Here is a 19598-nt window from a genome sequence, read left to right as displayed (position 1 = left end):
TTTTATATCGATTCGACCAATGAGTGATATGTTCCGACAACATTGAGCATTGTGTCCTGAAACAATCCATCATGATCATCCCCATTGTAGGTAACTCGCAGCACCCACGAGCCCGTCAGCTGCTCCATCTTCCGATCAGACCACCAAGCCTTCTGGTACGTTAAGAAGGCTGCAGAAACTCAGAAGAGACGGTTATCCATCTGCTTACAATCATCAGCAGATGGCGACCAATGTCCCTGAACCTTGCATGGCAAACCCAGCTCATTTCGCCTGCAGGCTGTCAGTGGCCTAACCGGAGCAGGCTAGGTCATTGCAGATCTGGATATGCAAATGTCTGGGTATGATCATCTTCGGGAACGGCTGTAAGATGAATTTGGGAAGGCGGAGAACGGCTGTCAATTTCGGCGCTACGACTATGGGCCAAGTCGCGGGCAGATGATGTTCGACCGCAGTGCAAAACTAAGTTTCTAGAGGCATCAGCGGCTGATGGAGCAAGTTCTTCTGGTTCAGCCCAGGCTGAACCATAAAATTCGAACCGTAGAGTTTCAGGATTCCTTGCAAACCAATGGCGTGTGCAAGGGTGTGGGCAGCGGATCGCTGGTCAGCAGCCGCAGTCCCAAAGGCGAATGCGTGTCGAGCACAGCGACCAGCACCCCATGTTGCCGCACGATGCTGCCACACCTTGCATCAGTACCCTTCCACGGATGGCCATACCGCCTTTGGCCACAGAATGATCTGTCATCCTCAACTGCAAACAACGACCGGCAAATTCGCCACCCAACAAGTACCTTGGTTCGAACCACGCGAAACCAGATCCCGATCTGGCAACCGCAATGTCTTCCTACAATAGCCTTTCATTCATTTAGTTGACAAAATAACATGGTTATTTCAAAGCGTGCTTGGAAAGGACCAAATTCATGTCGCATCTTGCTCATCATCACCGCCGTATCGGAGTCATTCCACGCGCCTCGGGTGCCGCTGCGGCTGCCTTGATGGCGCGGGCCAGCGCATGGGATGCTTCCATCGTCGAAACACCCGGTTGTGTCACCCTTGTGATCTGGGGGTGCGAATTGCGCCTTGTAGCTGAGCCGGACAGTGCAAGGGTCGAGCTATTGGCACCTGATGCGCGTCTGATCGGCAATCTTCAGGACACTGCAACCGAGATCTTTTCCGAGGCGGGGTTGGAGGTCAGATGGGACCGCGTTGACGAAGGTGCGCTGGCGCCAGGTCTGTCGCTCATGCGCGTGTCGCGCATCTGGCAACGCAGCCCCGGTTTCCTGCGCGTTCGCCTGCAAGGTCCGGATGCTTCTCGGTTCGGGCAGACGGCCCTGCATTTCCGGTTGCTGCTGCCTCCGTCCGGCCGCACGGCGGTCTGGCCTCGGGTGGCCGCCTCGGGTCGCACAGCATGGCCCGAAGGGGCAGATGCACTGCACCGGCCTGTTTATACCGTTGCTGCGCAAGCGGAGGATTGGCTGGAATTCGAAATCTTCCGCCATAACGGAAGCCCCACTTGCAATTGGGCATTGTCGGACGCCGAAGGCAAAGAAGTTGCAATCGTCGGTCCCGGCGGGGGCTGGTGCCCGGCCGCGCCGGCGCTGACCCTGTTCGGAGACGAAACAGCCTTGCCCGCCATCGCGCGGATCCTGGAACTGGCGCCAGCTGTCGTACTGGGCGAGGTACGGGCCTTCATCAAGGCATCGTCGGAGGATTTGGGCGCGCTGGCCCATGACCCCCATGTCCGGCGGACGGATGACCTGTTGAATGCGCTGACAGAGACATCTTGGCCTTCTGGCGGATATGTGTGGTTCGCAGGCCATGCTCCTGTTGCACGCGCGGCGCGCCAGCAGCTTTTGGGCCGCGGCATTGCCAAGCGCGATTTCATGGCTGCAGCCTACTGGGACTGACTGGGCGCCGATGCCGCGTTTCCTTGGCCTCATTGCCGGATGTTCCTCTGGTTCGCCATGGCTGCGCGCCCTGTCCCTGACCTCAGCTTGTCTGCAGGCGCAGAGAGATTTTCCTGCTTCGGCCTTGACTATCTATGAATGGGTTAAGCGTTTCCGCGGCGGAAGAGCAAGCAATGAGGCCGCAATCGGAATCATCATGAAAGGCTGAGGCCCCCTCCGCCTTTTCAGCAAGCTGCCGTGCATTGAATTCTGAGCCGACGCAGGGATCATAATCAGGTTTCACAACCTAACGCACCGCAGATAAGGTACGATCAGCATGCCTTTGTACCAAGCCGAGGGCGCCGACGATGCGATCATTGCAAGGTGCTGATTATTTCAATCCTGTCATTATTATGAGCTGCGGTGGCAGGATGTTACCAAGGTCAGGCTCCCTCCTACAACCCTTGCCGCAAGTTGTCCGCTGGTGCGAACTGGTATCCTAGGCAGTATCCTTGCAGGCAGGAACTGCCCGTTGCTCTGGGGGCAACTCTATAATCGGCGCCCCTGCTGAAGCCGGACCGGCCGCCTTGCGCCTCCAGATGAAAAGTATGATTCCTCCCCTCGCCATCAATGCGCAGGGCATGGCCGCAGTCTGGCTTTGCAGCCACTCGATAAGTTTTCACCGGAATGGTGGCCTGCATCGATATTCCTGATAGTGCCGCCATCAGGAGCAGCTTCTCTTTGATGAAATCCGAAACGCTTTTCCGCTGCCGACCTTCCTTTTTTATCTGCCGTGCATCGAACAGGCTTCTACAGAGGCGCCGCGTGTTTCCCCGCCTGCCGGCTGCGGCGTGGGCTTTTCAATGTGGTCCTGCCGCAGCAAGACTACGGAAAGTGAGTGGCAGTATTGGCGGCAAGTACCTCCACACGACCATGACGAAGCGGATTATCCACTTGGACGGACAAGCTCGAAAAGGCAAATCGCACAGGTGGAACAACACCGCGGCTTACCGGTTGATCATGTGGCAGGGCGCAGGAGGTGAAGATGGCCGACAAGGACACAAACACGGATATGGACATGGAGAAGGACCAGACGACGCGCCCTTCGCTGCGAAAGGATCACCAGCCGGCCGAGCGCTACAGTACTGCGCGACAACCGAGTTATGATCGCAGGACCACGCCTGACGTCGCCAGCGGCGATCCCACTGAATAGCACAGCAGGATTCTGGCGACGGCCGCAGTTTCTCGCGGTTGGGAAAGTTCACAGTGCGAAACAGGATAGAGAACTTTTGCAAGCTGATAAATCGCCCGGCTGCAGGCTTCCACAACCCGACTTCGTTTTTCCACCATGATGCAGTTGGCGGCACGAATCCTAAAAAATTGGTAGAATGAACAACTGCCAGTATATTCTCTTCAAGAATTCGTCCGAAGACTATCGGTCTTCTTGTCTGCCATCATGCCAAATGGGTTGGCGGTGTTGTCTAGGGTGAAGATCTGAAGGTTTTGACCTTCTAGAAGTATCGCTCTGCGGTTGCCGGCAACCGCCTCGAACTGCTCGGACAGTGCAGCGGCCAGTTGAGCCGCCTGAGCACTGGTGCTGAGTTCTTTCGCTTGAGCCTTGGAAACATTGCGGGCGGCCAAAGGTGATACACGAGCAACGGGCTTTTAGACAGGAATGCGTCATGGCTGACCAGCCTAATTTGGTGGGGCGCACTCACCAGCCGCATCTGTCCGAATGCAGTCCTGCAGATGGTGATGCGTTCTTCCCGTGGACCATGAAAGCGTGGCAGCAGCCCCGGCAGCCTTGTCCTTCCAGCACCTGACCGACCAACAGCAGCCCACCCGTTAAAAGAGCTCCCGTCATAAATACAAAAGAACCTAAAAGTCAGGATGTTGCTGTCTCAGGTCGAAGGCTAGCTTCGTGCAAGCCTTAGGGAGAGTGGGTAGCTTGCTCTGGCTGCCATGTCGCAGCAGATGTCCGCTTGTCCGGTGAAGCTTTTTCTGCCCAAGGTGCGAAATTGGCCATGCGCTGGCCGATACCGGAAACGACATGGAGCAATGGATGCCATCTGCCATGATACGGTAGCATGTTTTGGCGCCCAGCTGATATGGCAGCGATTTCTCAATCAGACTGCGACCTTGTCCAGCGTCCTGCGGATCCGTTCCGGGGAGCGGTATTGCCTCACCGCTTTCATGCCCATCAATGTGCAGCCAAGGCTTGCTTAGTTCGCCCGAGGCTTCGAATGGACAGCGGATCAACAAATGTCCTGAAGATTGACCCAGGGCGCCCTACTTCAACGCGTTCGTCACAAGCTCATGAAGTCCATGGCCAGCAATTGCACGGTGGAGGACCGTAGCCCACCCTCTCGGACCACTGAGCATGACACGAGAGGTCCTTCCATTCACTGCTGCCATCTGGCTCTGGACCGGTTCGTCGAATGTGACTCGGTCAGGCTCATTCAGGCGCGACAGCAGGCCCTGAATTTGCGCCAAGGCCGCCAAGGCGTCCGTGGAATCGCAGGCGAAAATCCTCAAGGTACGCGCTCGTTCGAGCAGCCATTTCGGAAATGGAGCGGACAAACCTCCATCAGGTTCCGGGTGTGATGCAGAAGTTCGGCTACAAAAAGCTTCTGCCGGTCCTCCCACTCTCGGCGTTCGGTCATGTCGACCATGGCTCCAACCATGCGGGCGGCCTCCCCCGCTTCATCATGAAAGTACCGCCCGCGTCCACGAAGCCAGCGCACGGTACCGTCAGGATGTACCGTGCGGAACTCGGCATCGAACTCGTCATGCGCGTCCCTAGTTCGGCGAAGTTCGCCTTCTGTGCGTTCCCGGTTATAGGGATGCACCCGCGAACTCCAAGCATCATAGCTGAGCATCAGCTCGTCCACTTGGTAACCCTCCATCCAGTAGTGTCGTTCGACCCATGCACTGCTCCGGAGCGAACATTCCGGCCCAAGAGCCCGATCTTGCCGATTTCAATCGCAACCCTCAGCCTCTCCTCGCTCTGTTCCAGTTGTTGCCGAGAGCGCCTAGCCTCGGTCGCGTCCTGCCCGATGCCACCGATCAGGGTCCCCCTGCCGGCTTCATCAATGATCGGAAAAGCCGTGTCGCGCAGCCATCGGATCTCTCCATCTTGTGGGGACCAAACCTGTTATCCGAACGTGTTGCGTTCATCTCTGCGAACGTGCTGCATGGCTTCCGATACCTTCTCGTGATCCTCGGGTACCGTCCGTTCAAGCCATGTCAAATCACTGCCGGACGACAGCGCCTGCTCGGACGAAAGGCCATAGACTCTTTCAAAGGCGGGGTCAGATAGGTCCGTCAAGGGGGTTCGGCGTCGCGCATCCAGAGGATAACCGATGATGCCGAGCCGAAGCGCCGCAGGTTTTTCTCGCTCTTGCGCAACTGCTCTACAGTGGTTCTCCGCTCGGTGACATCGGTCAAAGCCCTGAACCCTTCGGAGATCTCCCTGTCGCGTCCAGCAGCGGAACCGCCCGCGACAGGATCCACCCGATGCTGCCATCATCGAACAGCACCCGGTGTTCCAGTTCGAAAAGCGAATTGGTGGCGACTGCCCGGTGGATCGCCGCCAGCGATTCGGGACCGTCCTCCGGAAGGATATCCTGTCCAGCCAATCCTCGATCGGGTCGGAGGTCCGCTCCAAGCTCTCGCTGCCAGTTTGCAAAGGACGCGTCGGTCCGCGCTCATGCGAAAGACCGTGTAGGTACGCGGCCGTGACCAGCGCTTGGAACATCTGCCTGCTGCGGCACTGATCGGTTTCCTGTTCCTTGCAGGCGGTGATGTCGTTGAACAGCACCCCCCACGCGATGCCTTCCTGGCTGGCTGACGGGAAAGGCATAGGATTCGTACCCGCGCCCGAACGCTGCCGCTTCCATTTCGAACCGTTCCGGCTTGCCAGTGGCCTCGACGCGATTGAAAGCGCCGAACCACGCCTGCTTGACCACTGTTGAGAGTTCCCTGATGCAGCGCCCCTCCACGTCCTTCAGCCCGGCCTGGCGCTCCAGGCAGCGTTGGTCGTCAGGAAGCGATGATCGACAGCCTGCCGTCCGGCTGGAACAGAACTTCGAGGATGCAGAACCCCATGTCGAGATCGTTGAGAAAGTTTTCCTCAAGATCGTATCCTGCAGGCATGCTGTCTCCCTTTGCGGTCCTGGAAAGGATGCTGAGCATCCCAAGGTTGCCGCCAGCAGCGCTCTACTGCTGCTGCGCCCCTCGCCCGGCCGCCAAGGACAGGGCCGTTTCGATACAGCCCGCAACAGCCATAGGCTTCTCGAAATGTGGCACATGCTCAAATCTTTCAGGAACGATGCCCTTGTCATATCCAGTCGCGAAGACGAAAGGGATACAGTGCCGGACCAGCATGTCGGCAAAGGGAAAGATGTCTGTACCGCGCAGATTCACGTCCAAGATGGCCGCATCAGGTCGCCCGTCGCCGTGCAGGAGGTCCATGGCCTCCGAGAGCGAGGCTACCGGGCCCACGACAACCGCTCCACGATCCGCGATCGTGGCGGCCATGTCCATGGCGGTCCAGTATTCATCTTCTACAATCATGATCCGATAAACCACGATGGATCTCCAATTGCTTCTCTCCGTCAACAGCTTCTGGGGGTCCATGTTCCAGCCTTCAAAGCCTCGCGCCTCCTTCAGATGACGGAATGTTCATTCCGGGTCTGATTCAAGAGCCACATGTCGGGAACATATGTTCTATGGACAGGTCGAAGGTCAGCAAATTCTCGTATGGAGTGGCCAACGGCTGTCCACTCGCCCGCAGTGTTGCTACATGTATGGAACAATGGGAGCCTGCGGGGCGGCCCGGGAGGGATGGATGACCACCAAAGCGCGGATGGGCGTAGCAGGATTGGACGATGTTCTTGCGGGCGGGCTGGCACGCGGACATGTGTTTCTTCTGGAAGGCAGCCCCGGCACCGGAAAAACGACGATCGCCATCAAGTTTCTCCTTGAAGGTACCGACAATGGCGAGCGTGGCCTCTATGTGACCCTGTCCGAGACGGAGGCCGAGCTGCGGGCGGGGGCTGCGTCTCACGGCTGGGATCTTGACGGAAACTTCGAGGTCTTCGAGCTTGCACCTCCGGAAAGCGCGATGGACCTGGAGCAGCAGAGTCTGCTTTATTCCTCCGACCTTGAACTGGGGGAGGCCACGCGCTCGATCTTTCAGAAAGTCGAGGAGGTCCGTCCCTCCCGGATCGTCATCGACAGCCTGTCGGAGATCCGCCTGTTGGCCCAAAGCTCGTTGCGTTATCGCCGCCAGCTTCTTGCGATGAAGCATCACTTTGTCAGGCAGGGTGCGACCGTCCTGTTGCTGGACGACCTGACGTCGGAGGCCACGGACAAGACGGTCCATAGCATCGTGCACGGAGTGGTGCAGCTGGAGGAGCTTGCTCCGGCCTATGGTGCCGAACGGCGACGGCTTCGGATCACCAAGTACCGGGGACAGTCGTTCCGCGGCGGCTATCACGACATGGTCATCCGGGCTGGCGGCGTCGAGGTCTTTCCGCGCCTTGTGGCGCTGGAGCACCGAACCAAGTTCGCGCGCACCCCCATGTCGAGCAATGTTCCGGCGCTTGATGCCCTGCTGGGCGGCGGGCTGGAGCAGGGCTCAGATGGCCGTGGCGGCCATCAGCCGGGGCGAAAAAGCCGCGCTGCTCATATTCGATGAGGAACTCGGTCTTTTGTTCGACCGGATGCTGGGGCTGGGTATAGACCTCGAAAAGCTGTGCGGCGACGGAAGGCTGCTCGTGGAACAGGTCGATGCGGCGGAACTGTCGCCCGGCAAATTCCCAGCCCGCGTGCGCGATCATGTCGAGAAGCTGGAGGCGAAGGTTGTCGTCATCGACAGCCTCAATGGCTATCAGGCGTCGATGCCCGAAGAACATTCTCTGATCCTCCACCTCCACGAACTGCTTCAGTTTCTCAACCGCAGGGGCGCGACCACGTTGCTGACCGTTGCGCAGCATGGGCTTGTCGGCCGCGCCTGAGCCGCCTGATCGACGGCGCGATACAGGGAGCACAACGTGGGGCCGCGTTGCCTCAGCGGCTTTTGGCGTTTGCCCGTCGGCAGGAACTTCTGGTCGCTCCGCATGACTTGTCCGACTTTGTCGACGGTGCCGCCGATCTTCTTCATCGTTCTGTCGGGAAGGATATCGCCCTGCAATTCGATGTTGAACGCCTTCTGCCGATGGCAGCCGTGGATGCCAATCAGTTCGATCTCGCCCTCTTGAACCTCGTCGTGAACGCGCGGGATGCCATGCCGCATGGCGGTGTCATCGCGATCGCCCTGCGTAGCGGCAGTGTTGCCGCTTCCGATGATCTGCCGGCAGGCCGCTATCTCTGCCTCAGCGTGTCCGACGAGGGCTGGGGGATGGATGCCGAAACGCTGAAGAAGGCGGTTGAGCCTTTCTTCTCGACCAAGGAACTGGGGAAGGGTACGGGGCTGGGGCTGTCGATGATCCATGGCCTTGCGATCCAGCTGAACGGCGCCCTGCGGCTCCACAGCAAGCCGGGCGAAGGAACGCGCGCCGAACTGTGGCTGCCGGTGACGGAAGAGGAAGTCTCCGGCGCAACCGAAGCCTCGGACAGCCAGTTCGACAAGACAATGCGCCCGCTGCGGGTCCTGTTCGTTGACGATGATTTCCTGATTGCCATGGGAAGCGTGGCGATGCTGGAGGATCTCGGTCACGTGGTCACCGAGGCTCATTCAGGCCCGACGGCCCTTGATCTTCTGAGAACGGAACAGCCCTTCGATTTGATGATCACCGACTTTTCCATGCCGAAGATGAATGGCGCCCAGCTTGCGGCGGCATCCCGGACATTGCGTCCCGATCTGCCGATCCTTCTGGCCACCGGCTATGCCGAGCTGCCGAGCGGGGTCGAGCTTGATCTGCCAAGACTGGCGAAACCCTACCTGCTTGATGATCTCGAGATCGAGATCGCCAATGTGATGAAGGCCGCGCCTCAAGGCTGAACGCAACGCAATAGGAACGATGTTCTCCCGAAAGGAGGCCGGCAGGATTATCGTGTGTGTCGACCTGTTCCCGAGCGTAACATCTCGACTGACCGTCATCGGCAAAATAAACAGGCCGAGGCAAGGACGCAAAAGGATGATCGCAATGAAGGACGGCTTATAGTGGAAGACCGGCAGCCTTCTTCAGCCGGAACAGCGTGGGGCAAGACAACCGTCCGCTCCCTCATGGATGCCTGCGACTGGTCCGCTTCCCCGCTTGGACGGCCCGAGGTATGGCCCTCTGCCCTTCGCAGCGTCAACGGGCTGATGCTTGGTTCGAAGTTCCCCATGTTCCTGGCTTGGGGTCCTGAACTGGGTCTTCTTTACAACGACGCTTATGCCGAGATCCTGGGTGCCAAGCACCCTGCCGCTCTGGGACGGCGTATGAATGAGGTTTGGCACGAGATCTGGACCGACATTGCCCCAATGATCGATGCAGCCTTGTGCAACCAAGCGGTCTTCTATGAGAACCTGTCTCTGACATTGCACCGTCAGGGCTATGAGGAGCAGGCTTGGTTCACCTTCTCCTATTCGCCGGTTCACGATGACGACGGCGCGATCGCCGGAGTCTTCTGCACGGTTGTGGAAACGACTTCGCATATCCTGACCGAAAGTGCCCTGAGGACCAGCGAGGCGAGACTGCGCTTTCTTGATGAACTGAGTGCGGCGACTGGACCGCTGAACAGCGCCGATGCCATACTGGCGACGACCACGCGAATGCTGGGGGAACATCTTGGGCTGTCCGTCTGCGCTTATGCCGACATGGATGAGGACCAGGACGGCTTCACGATCCGTGGTGACTGGGCAGCCCCCGGATCAACAGGTATTGTGGGGCATTACAGCCTCGCGGCTTTCGGGCGGCGGGCGGTGCAGAACCTTGGGCATGGGCAACCGCTGATCGTCAATGACACTCAACGGGAGCTCCTCCCCGAGGAGGCTGCCACCTTCCAAAGCATCGGGATCGCTGCCACGATCTGCATGCCGCTTGTCAAGAACGGCCGCCTGACAGCCCTGATGGCCATCCATGACCGGGAGCCACGGGTCTGGACGGATGAAGAACTGGGCCTGATGCGCGAAGTCACCGATCGGTCATGGGCACATATCGAGCGGGTCAGTGCAGTCGCTGACCTCAGGGCCAGCGAAGCCGCTCTGCGAAGGCTGAATGCGGATCTGGAGCGTCAGGTCATCGAGCGGACACTGGCCCGCGGCCGCACTTGGCAGATCAGCCCCGACCTCATGGGTGCCCTGAGTCTTCAGGGCGACATCGAGACCTTCAACCCTGCTTGGACCAAGACGCTTGGCTGGTCCGAGGCCGAAGTGGAAGGCAAGTCGATCTGGGAGATGCTGCATCCCGACGACGTCGAGCCTACGCGGGATGCCTTTGTCCTGACGCAGACAGGGCAGCCGGTCATTCAGTTCGCAAACCGTTGTCAGTGCAAGGACGGAGGCTATCGCTGGATATCCTGGGTCGGGGTGCCGGAAGACGGGCTGGTCTATTGCACCGGGCGCGACGTCACTGCCGAACGTGAGCGCGACGCAGAGCTTGCCGCACGGACAGCAGAGCGGGACCAGCTGTGGAACCTGTCGGCGGACATGCTGGCACGGGCGGACTATGGCGGGATGATGCTGTCCGTCAGTCCCGCCTGGAGTCGCGTGCTTGGGTTCACGGACGCCGAGCTTCTCAGCCGCCCTTATTCCGATTTCATGCATCCGGATGACGCGCCGCCCACCTTGGCCGCCCTTGCACGAATGGGAGAGACCGGGGCATCCGTCCGGTTCGAGAACCGCATCCTGACCAGTACCGGCGATTACAAGCCGATCGGCTGGACGGTCGTGCCGGATCCCAATGACATGAGCTTTATTGCCGTGGGGCGGGATTTCACCGAAGCCAAGGCCCACGAGAAAGAACTGGAACAGGCGCAGACCGCGCTCCGTCAGAGCCAGAAGCTCGAAGCACTGGGGCAGCTGACAGGCGGGGTTGCGCATGACTTCAACAATCTTCTCACCGCCGTGATGTCCAACCTGGAACTGCTGTCGAAGCGGCTGGCAGGGGACGCAAGGACGACGCGACTGATCGAGGGAGCCATGCAAGGCGCACAGCGTGGCGCGACCCTGACACAGCGCATGCTCGCCTTTGCAAGACGACAGGATCTGAAGATCGAGCCGCGCAGCCTGACGCGGCTTGTGGAGAGTGCAGAAGATCTTCTGCGCCAATCAGTCGGCGATTCCTTTGAGTTGAGGCTGGATCTTGCGCGGCAGGTCCCTCTGGCACTTGTTGACGACAACCAGTTCGACCTGGCCCTGCTCAACCTTGTCCTCAACGCACGGGATGCGATGCCTGAAGGCGGCATCATCACGGTGACCGTCGATCATCGTCTGCCACAGGATGATCCCCAGGGCTCATCTCATGGCTATGTCTGCTTGACCGTCGCGGATCGCGGGCAGGGAATGGACAAGGAAACCTTGGAAAAGGCAACGCAGCCCTTCTTTTCGACCAAGGGGATCGGAAAGGGAAGCGGCCTCGGATTGTCGATGATCCATGGCTTGGCCCTTCAGCTGAATGGCAAGCTGCATCTGGAGAGTCAGGTCGGTCAAGGCACGGTTGCCGAACTGTGGCTTCCTGCGACCGATGTTGCCGATCGGCAGAACGATCTCCTCGTGGCCGAGCCTGCATCGGGCCCCGACCACCGATCGCTGCGCATCCTGACGGTTGATGATGATGCCCTGATCTCCATGAGCAGCGTTGACATGCTTGAAGACCTTGGCCATGTCGTGACATCAGCGTATTCCGGCGCAAAGGCGCTGGAAATCCTTCATGCCGAACCGGCGTTCGATCTGCTCATCACCGATTTTTCCATGCCCCGGATGAATGGCGGTCAACTGGCTACTGCCGCACGACAGCTTTTTCCGGAACTGCCGATCCTGCTTGCCACCGGGTATGCCGAATTGCCCGGTGATGACGACCTTAGGCTTCCAAAACTGGCCAAGCCTTATCAGCAACATCAGTTGCAGGCCGCGATCGAAAGCGTCATGAGGCGGTAAAGCACAGAGCAACCTGCAGCACCGGATGATTGCCCATTGTCATGTTCTGGAGGTCGAGACTCCTGGTGGATTGCGGTCATCCAGAAACATATGTGGTGGAAATTTGCCGGAGATCCGTTAGGATCAAGAGCATTGTGAACGGCTTTCGAAGGTGCAGAAGTCCAGCCCCTTCCGTTCCGTGACTTCGGCAAGCTCCTAAGCAACGGCAGGCAGTAGGATCGCTTGGACAATGATCGATGAATGATTTCATGATCAAGAAAATCAGCTGCGCCGCTAAAATGCTTTATGTTGAAGGTGCAGGCGTCCGGCCAGCGGATCCCCGCACTCTTTTTGCTAGAAGATGCACGGAGCTTGGCTGTCTCGTGCAGGCATTGGCTTCCTCTCTTGATTATCGAAAGCATTGTAAACGCTTTGCCACGCCTCTTGCGCAAATGTGTAGGCTACCTGTGCGAAAGAACAGGTATTCGTGCATTCAAACGAAGGTTAGCAAGACGCTGTTATTTTATTCACCAGTAAGGCCATCGAGATGAGTCGGCGGCAGCATCAGGCCTCATTCTGCCCTCTTGCTTCGGCAGGAAATCGAGAGCCAGTTCCTTTAACCGCAAACGCCAGTCTGTACTGGCTTGAGCATCGCAGGCAACGTCAGGCGATCATCTTGTGCTTTCGGAAATCAGGGCGCGAGAGATGAACCGGCAAAGCGGAGGTCCCGTGCAGGGCGCTCTAAGAAGTGAAGAAACAATGACGACAATAAGGCTGGAAGATGAGCAATAGCAGCCTCGTCATGAAGGGCGCTTCCTGGATTGCAATGGCCAGGCTTTTCGTGACGCTCATTGGCCTGATGAGTACACTCATCCTTGCCCGTCTCCTCACGCCCGAGGACTTTGGGCTTGTCGCGATCGCCGGTGCGGTCACCATGGTGATAGCCTCTGTCACCGAACTGTCGCTTGCACAGGCGCTTGTGCAGCACGACGATCCGCAGGATCATCATTATGACACGGCTTGGACGCTCAACAACGCGCGGTCGATTTTGCTAAGCCTGCTGATCGGTGCCAGCGCCTATCCTGTTGCAAGCGCATACGGCGACCCACGTCTGGTCAACGTCCTTCTCTTTCTTGCGGCGACGACGCTTATTGGAGGTTTGCAGAGTCCGCGGCTGGTCGTCTTTCAACGGAATCTTGTCTTCCGACAAGAGTTTGCCCTCAGTGTGACAGAAAAACTCGCAGGTTTCGTCGTGGGGACCGTTGCTGCGCTTGTTCTGCAGAACTATTGGGCGCTCATCATTGGCGGTGCGGCAGCGGGCATCGCGCGCTGCATTCTGTCCTATGTCCTGGCTCCCTATCGGCCCAGGATCGGTTTGCGGAGCCATCGCGAGTTGCTGTCTTTCTCGGTATGGCTGACCTTCAGCAAGACAATCCAGATGATCAACTGGCGCGCGGATCCGTTGATCCTTGGTGTTGTCCTTCCTGCTTCGACACTTGGCCAGTATTCGATGTCGGACAACTTGGCTGGTATGCCCATACGCGAAGGCCTCGGCCCTGTCCGACAGACGCTTTTTCCTGCCTTTTCGCGCATCAAGACCGACATGGCGCGCCTCAGCGCGGCCTATCTGCGTGCGCAAGGACTTTTATGCCTTCTGGCCTTGCCGATAGGAGCCGGATTTGCTGCAGTGACAGAACCCGTGGTTCACCTGCTTTTGGGGGAGGCGTGGCTTCCCGCGGTGCCGATGATTCAGGCGCTTGCGCTGATCATGGCATTTGAGTCGTGCGAAGGGTATCAACCTTTGGCAATGGCATTGGGACGCACAAGGGCGATGTTCGGTCGCGAACTGCGTGCCTTGTCTGTCCGCACGCCCCTGATGATCGCAGGACTAGTGGCAGGGTGGCAGATGGGTGGCGATTTTGCCGCTGTGATGGGGGCGATTTTTGGACGGGGCGTCGCCAGCCTCGTCAACGTTACATGGAACATGATCCTGATCCGGCAGATGACTGGGATCACACTCGCTCGTCAGGCTGGTGTCGTTATCCGTCCTCTTGTCGCCTCGGTGTTCATGTTTGCAGGCCTGACCTATATCCTTGCGCCGCGCCTGTTTGTAAGCAGCGGCGCGGGTCTGGCTGCGCTCGTGCTTCTCATTGTGGCCGGAGCTGCCGCTTATGTCTCAGCCCTCGCTGCCGCGTGGCTGGCCAGCGGCATGCCCAACTCGGCAGAGGTGGAGGGTTTCAAGATTCTGAGCGGTATCAGAGGCACTGCTGGGCGGCGAAAACACGTGCAGCTTGATAAGCCCGAAGGAGACGCCCAATGATAGGGACCTACCGAGCCAAGCTCGCGCTGCGGGCTACGCGGATGTCCTGGCTGAGGAACCGGGCACATCGCAAGGTTGGACAATTTCCGCATGTCAGGACCAAGAAGCCCCACGGGCTGGGGGTGCCGCTATCGATTACCCTTACGTCCTATCCTCTTCGCTTTCATCACTTGGCGAAAACGATCTGCAGTCTGATCGATCAAACGGTCGCCGCAGATCGCATCGTCTTGTGGGTCGCATACGGCGACGAGAAAGCTCTTCCTGCTGAGGTTGTGCAGTTGCAGGCGCATGGGCTCTCGATCCGGACCTGTCAGGACATCCGCTCCTACAAGAAGCTGATCCCTAGTCTGGATGAATTTGCAGACAACTATCTAGTGACCGCAGATGACGACGTTTATTATCCACCCAACTGGTTGGATAGCCTGGTCAGCATTGCAGCAAGGAACCCAAGGGCGGTTGTTGGCGGGCGTGTCCACATGGCAGAGCTCAACCCGGACGGCAGCTTCAAACCTTATACTCGATGGGAACTGGCCACCAGCAAGCGGCAGACCCCGACCAATCGACACCTCATGTTCCCGACCGGGGTCGGAGGCATCCTTTATCCTCCGCGGGCCTTTCATGAAGAAGTCTCCAACCGAGAGGACTTCATGCGATTTTGCCCGCAGGGCGATGACATCTGGTTCTTCTGGATGGCCAAGCGCGCAGGCCTGCAGCACCTTCGAGGACGGGACTGGTTCGACGTGATCGAATGGCCGTCCACACAGCAAGTGGCCTTGTGCAATGACAACCTCCACGGATCCGGTAACGACGAGCAGATCAAGGCCATGGAGGCGCATTTTGGCTTCATAGAAGAAGCAAGATGATCGGACAGACATCTTGATCGTCATATAGGTGTGCAATTGCGCTCCGTTTTCTAAGGTTTCCTCCGCTTCATCTGAAAGACCGTTTGGCCGAAAAGCCGGTTGATACGATCGGAACAACCATATCAACGCGTTACAAAAGGCCTCGAAGGACACGCAACCTTTAATATTAAGTATCAAGCTTGAAGAACAAATAGTTATTGCCTTGCGTGGGCAAAAATATTGGAAAGCGTATTTTTATTCTAGTGAAAAATGAAGTAAAAATCCGCTGGAGCCAATCGATGATATCAGGTCCACAGATTTAAGGAAAAGAGTTCGAGAGCATGAAAGACCTAACGAACATTGGCATTATAACAATGGCTTTCGGCGCAGATAAGTATTTCCACCAAGCGCAGGCTCTTGCGCGCTCCTTGCGGCGACACATGCCAGGATTTCGTATTGCAATCGTCACTGACAGGACTGATGTCGGTCCCCTTTTCGACATTGCCGTTCCGATCAACCCTGTGGAAGTCGCTGGAACGCTGCTCAAAGCGGATCTTTATCATTACTCGCCTTTCGAGGAGACGCTGTTTATTGACTCCGACTGCATCGTGGCGAGGCCGTTCCATGAACAGCTTAAGGAAATTCGCCGATATGACTTCAGCCCCGTCGTAAACAGGTTCCTGCAGGAGGGTGACCGAGACCTCTGGATCCGCGATGTCGGGTACGCAATCAAAACGCTGGAGGGGACGCCCTTTCCCAAATTCAACGGCGGCGTGTACTTTTACCGCAAGAGCACGTTCGCCAGCAAGGTTTTTGCAACAGCCCATGACATCAACAAGCGGGCTGATGAGCTCGGCATACTTGACTTTGACAGGTCCGGTCCCGGCGAGGAAACCCTTCTTGGTCTTGCCTTGTCAAAAATGCAGGCGACGGATTTTTATGACGACGGCGGCTATCTGATGCGAACCCCTTTGAACTCACATGGACCAATTCACCTCGATGTCATCGATGGGTCCTGTCACTTCATCAAGGAAGATTGCCATGTTGCACCCGCTATCTGCCATTTCTGTGGCGACTGGATTAACCATCCTGCTTATCTTGTTGCCCAAGAAGAACTGATAGCTGGGAAAAAAGTCGGCCGCCGCAAGAAAGCCTACATCAACGCGGCCTACCAAGCAGAGCGTCTGAAAAAGCGCATGCTGCGAAAGCTGGTCAAGACCTTCGCTCCAGACGCAACTCACGCATCCTGACCAGAGCAGAAACGGCAACCGTGAAAATTCTTTTTGTGAACACGCATTACTACATGCCTCAATCCTATGGCGGCATGGCCAATACACTTCATCAACTGTGTTTGGGCCTTAGGTCTCTGAACCATGATGTCAGTGTTCTTTCAGGATTTCGCAAGGCCACCGATTTTCTGAGTCTGCGGTGCCGGCTCGACATGGCCACACGCAAGAGGCTATCAGGCGTGAACGCTTCGCGCGATACGCACCTGTCTTATCCTGTGTGGCGATCATGGAAACCGGCCGACACGCTGGAGGCCGTTGTCGGTTTAGAAAAACCTGACATCATCGTGGTCATGGGAGGGGCTGTGGTTCCGGTCGTGCGTAGTGCCCGGAGGCTCGAATTGCCCATCATCATCCAGGTCCACGACATCGAGGAAGAGTGGCACAAGGGGGATTTTCGCGAGGTCATCGACCTTCCTCTCGTCGCCAATTCCAGGTTCACCGCCAAGACTTACCAGGAACGCTACGGTGCCAATGCGCAAGTCATCTATCCGTATATGACCCTCGGCCAGTACAAGGTGAACAGCAGCAGGCGCCGTGTTGTATTTATTAATCCGATCTTTCGAAAAGGCCTTCGTACCGGACACGAAGTGGCAAGGATGTGCCCTCATATCCCGTTCACTTTTGTCGGTGATCTTCCCCGCTTCGATGAGGATGGGACGCCCGTAGACCCCAGTATCTTTGCGCTGCCCAATGTTTCATATCGGCCGTTCTGCTCGGACATGCGTGACATTTACAAGGACTGCCGCATCCTGTTCGTGCCAAGCCAGTGGGACGAGGCCTATGGACGCGTTGTCAATGAAGCGCAGGTGAGCGGCATCCCTGTTCTTGCATCAACGCGTGGTGGAATCCCGGAAGCGGTAGGAGGAGGAGGCATCCTGCTTGACGCCAATGCGAAGCCAGAGATGTGGGCAGCTGCCTTGGATCGGATTCATGGCGATGAGGCCGTTTATTGCGAACTGAGCAAGGCTGCCCTCGCCTCCGTCAGCCGGCCGGAGCTCGATCCTGATCGCCAAGTGAAGGCACATGAAAACACAATGATACATGCCATTGCGTCGGTCGACATGAGGCCGGTCAGCCGTCTTGAAGGGCCGGTTTAAGCTCGGCGCCACATGCCGTGGCACACTAGATCATTCTGATGAGCCTTAAAGTTCGGAAACAGGTAAAGATGTAGATCGGCCTTTATACAGCATCATTGACGGCCAAGCTCGGCTAGTTGGACAGACATGTTCAAACTTCTCGTTCTGGAACTCGTTTGTCGGAAACGATGTAAAACGAAGTGCTGATTTTGACGAAACCTCTTCTGGCTGCCAGAGCTAGGCTTTGCAAAAAAAATTCCTATCCTAAAACTAAGCTCGTCATGTTCGGGCCTGTCTGCAGTCTTTATACAAACTAAACCACCCCACTAATCATTATTATTTTTTGAAAAAGTTGAGTTATCCTCTTGGACCTGCCGATTTAGATAACTTACAAACCAAAAGTTCCTCAAGCATACTGGGAACGTATCCCCGATAGGCAGAGCATGTCGGGAGGTTTGACCAATATTGTTATCGATGCTCTTTGAATACGCTATTTGTAAACGCTCTGTCTCTTAATGCGCTTCGAGGGCATACCCCCTCCTGTCATAAGCTTGCCGGCAAAAGAAACTCACATGAACCACAGCATCAGTGTTATTCTTCCAACTTACAATCGCGCCGGACTGATCGAAGAAACGATTGATAGCCTTTTGGCTCAAACCCGGAAGCCGGATGAAATCCTTGTAATTGACGACGGCTCCACGGACGGGACCTCCCAAGTTCTTGCTCGCTACGATTCGCTGCGTATCATAAGGACTGAAAACCAAGGTAAAGCGTCTGCTCTCAACATGGCGCTTAAAATGGTAACAGGCGATTTCGTCTGGATTGTAGATGATGATGACCTCCTGCTTCCCGATGCCTGCATGACCTTGTCCCGTCCTCTGGAAGCTGACCTTGGCCTTGGCTTTTGTGCAGGCCGGCATATCGATTTCGAAATCAGCCTTCTTGACGGAAGGATGACCACCAGAGAGCCTGGCTACATGCGGGTTTCCGCGCCTGAGCAAATCTTTCCTGATCTTCTCGAAGGCTGCCACATCTTTCAGCCGGGGCTTATGGTCCGCCGCAGCGTTTATGAGGCTGTCGGTCCCTTTGACACCACGCTAGTGCGGTCGCAGGATTACGAGATGATCCTGCGGATAGCGCGGCGCTTCCGAGGCCTTCAGCTAGCGGATACTGTTTTCCTTCACAGAGAACATGCGGGAACAAGAGGCACAGCAGCCGAAAGCTTCTCTGCGTCCGAAAATTCTGACAGGTGGGCGGCCTTCAATCGAATAATTTTCACTCGCCTGCTCGAAAGTCTGCCTGATCACGAGATGATTGCCCAAAGGGATCTTGCGTTGCTGCCCGCGGCTCTACATTCTCGTGCAGCACGCATCAAGCGAGGCTGCGTTCTAGCACGACAACGGATGTGGCCTGAGGCCATTTCAGCGTGGCAAGAAGCGTCGGCAATGAGCCCCTCGCCGCTTTCAGTGATCGAGCGTGAGATGCTTGCGCGAAGTCCTAATTCTGCGATAGGTGCACCTGAATTATTTACATGCCGAAAAGTCCGTTCAGAGCTGGCATCCCTAGCCAACATGCCATCACCGGGGCCGGAGATTACAAGCGTGATAAGCCGCTCTTCCCTGTGGTACGGACGGGCCGCTTTCAAGTCGCGTCATTGGCGGCGGATGTGGCAAGTGATGCGCTTCCAGTTGCAGATGCGGCCTCTGACCGCAGCAGTCAGGCAACTTGGCAGCAAGGGCGGTGGCCTTGAAGGAAAAGCCTTTTGAATATAGGGGTTAAAACTTTGCAGAATGCCAATGATCAAGTTAACCCTTTGGCATTTACATTAACTGGGACGGCTTATTCCAAAGCACATTGGGTTTTTTGTAAGGTTTAGTCTGCCAGCCTGTTGTTTCTGAGCGTTTGACATGGTTCGGGCTCCACCGGGAGACCTGCTCCATGAGCCGTCTTCACTGGCTGAGCGCTGCGCAGATGGAGCGTTTGACAGCCTTCTGTCCGAAAGGCTCGGCAAGGTGCGCGTCGATGATCGACGGGTGCTCAGCGGCATCATCTTCATCCATCGCAACGGGTCGGGGTGGTGCGATGCGCCCAGGGAACAGGACCCGGCCAAGACCCTCGGGAA

Annotated in this window: 14 protein-coding genes and 3 pseudogenes; 12 read left to right on the top strand and 5 right to left on the bottom strand. The window is 57.1% G+C overall.

What is annotated here, in order from left to right:
- The first annotated feature begins 917 nt into the window (after nt 1-917).
- Both ACLHHB_RS05820 and ACLHHB_RS05815 read left to right on the top strand, forming a co-directional pair.
- On the top strand, nt 918-1904 hold the full coding sequence (locus ACLHHB_RS05820) for a siderophore-interacting protein (protein ID WP_410217338.1): 987 nt from the start codon (nt 918-920) through the stop codon (nt 1902-1904).
- A gap of 1024 nt (nt 1905-2928) precedes the next feature.
- Nucleotides 2929-3096, top strand: coding sequence for a hypothetical protein (locus ACLHHB_RS05815; RefSeq protein ID WP_410217337.1), 168 nt, complete (start codon nt 2929-2931; stop codon nt 3094-3096).
- A gap of 200 nt (nt 3097-3296) precedes the next feature.
- Here the strand turns inward: ACLHHB_RS05815 and ACLHHB_RS05810 are convergent, their stop codons facing one another.
- The 5 genes and pseudogenes from ACLHHB_RS05810 to ACLHHB_RS05790 all read right to left on the bottom strand — a co-directional run bounded on the left by ACLHHB_RS05810 (nt 3297) and on the right by ACLHHB_RS05790 (nt 6458).
- Nucleotides 3297-3524, bottom strand: a complete 228-nt coding sequence (locus ACLHHB_RS05810; protein ID WP_410217336.1) for a hypothetical protein — start codon at nt 3522-3524, stop codon at nt 3297-3299.
- A gap of 890 nt (nt 3525-4414) precedes the next feature.
- Nucleotides 4415-4798: pseudogene (locus tag ACLHHB_RS05805) on the bottom strand (PAS domain-containing protein); the annotation flags it as partial.
- Between the two features lie 409 nt (nt 4799-5207).
- Nucleotides 5208-5330 carry a hypothetical protein gene (locus ACLHHB_RS05800; RefSeq protein ID WP_410217335.1) on the bottom strand — a complete coding sequence of 41 codons (123 nt, stop codon included), beginning with the start codon at nt 5328-5330 and terminating at the stop codon, nt 5208-5210.
- A pseudogene (locus tag ACLHHB_RS05795) lies at nt 5327-5536 on the bottom strand (PAS domain-containing protein); the annotation flags it as partial. The gene ACLHHB_RS05800 and the pseudogene ACLHHB_RS05795, both read right to left, overlap by 4 nt.
- Nucleotides 5537-6101: 565 nt before the next feature.
- Nucleotides 6102-6458, bottom strand: a complete 357-nt coding sequence (locus ACLHHB_RS05790; RefSeq protein WP_410217334.1) for a response regulator — start codon at nt 6456-6458, stop codon at nt 6102-6104.
- Between the two features lie 274 nt (nt 6459-6732).
- Here ACLHHB_RS05790 and ACLHHB_RS05785 point away from each other — a divergent pair, with 274 nt between their 5' ends.
- The 10 genes and pseudogenes from ACLHHB_RS05785 to ACLHHB_RS05740 form a co-directional block, all read left to right on the top strand.
- Entirely contained in the window at nt 6733-7584 is an 852-nt protein-coding gene (locus ACLHHB_RS05785; RefSeq protein ID WP_410217333.1) for an ATPase domain-containing protein, read from the top strand.
- A complete protein-coding gene (locus ACLHHB_RS05780; protein WP_410217332.1) occupies nt 7529-7903 on the top strand; it encodes an ATPase domain-containing protein in 375 nt (124 codons plus the stop codon). Before ACLHHB_RS05785 ends, ACLHHB_RS05780 begins: the two co-directional genes overlap by 56 nt.
- Nucleotides 7904-8010: 107 nt before the next feature.
- Entirely contained in the window at nt 8011-8889 is an 879-nt protein-coding gene (locus tag ACLHHB_RS05775; RefSeq protein ID WP_410217331.1) for an ATP-binding protein, read from the top strand.
- 327 nt (nt 8890-9216) lie between these two features.
- Nucleotides 9217-11970: a PAS domain S-box protein gene (locus ACLHHB_RS05770; protein ID WP_410217330.1), complete on the top strand. Its 2754-nt coding sequence runs from the start codon at nt 9217-9219 to the stop codon at nt 11968-11970.
- A gap of 760 nt (nt 11971-12730) precedes the next feature.
- Nucleotides 12731-14269, top strand: coding sequence for a lipopolysaccharide biosynthesis protein (locus ACLHHB_RS05765; protein WP_410217329.1), 1539 nt, complete (start codon nt 12731-12733; stop codon nt 14267-14269).
- Complete coding sequence (locus ACLHHB_RS05760) at nt 14266-15132, top strand: glycosyltransferase (RefSeq protein ID WP_410217328.1); 867 nt, start codon at nt 14266-14268, stop codon at nt 15130-15132. Before ACLHHB_RS05765 ends, ACLHHB_RS05760 begins: the two co-directional genes overlap by 4 nt.
- Nucleotides 15133-15452: 320 nt before the next feature.
- On the top strand, nt 15453-16361 hold the full coding sequence (locus ACLHHB_RS05755; protein ID WP_410217327.1) for a hypothetical protein: 909 nt from the start codon (nt 15453-15455) through the stop codon (nt 16359-16361).
- A gap of 20 nt (nt 16362-16381) precedes the next feature.
- The gene (locus ACLHHB_RS05750) at nt 16382-17497 is read left to right on the top strand and encodes a glycosyltransferase (protein ID WP_410217326.1); all 1116 of its coding nucleotides are present in this window, start codon (nt 16382-16384) and stop codon (nt 17495-17497) included.
- Nucleotides 17498-18048: 551 nt separating this feature from the next.
- Nucleotides 18049-19242, top strand: coding sequence for a glycosyltransferase family 2 protein (locus tag ACLHHB_RS05745; RefSeq protein WP_410217325.1), 1194 nt, complete (start codon nt 18049-18051; stop codon nt 19240-19242).
- A 172-nt stretch (nt 19243-19414) separates the two neighbouring features.
- Nucleotides 19415-19598: pseudogene (locus ACLHHB_RS05740) on the top strand (IS5/IS1182 family transposase); the annotation flags it as partial.

This window comes from Paracoccus sp. (in: a-proteobacteria) (assembly GCF_046462195.1).
In the GTDB taxonomy this organism is placed as follows: Bacteria; Pseudomonadota; Alphaproteobacteria; order Rhodobacterales; family Rhodobacteraceae; genus Paracoccus.
The sequence above is the reverse complement of the archived record's forward strand: the minus strand, read 5'-3'. Positions and strand labels throughout refer to the sequence as shown.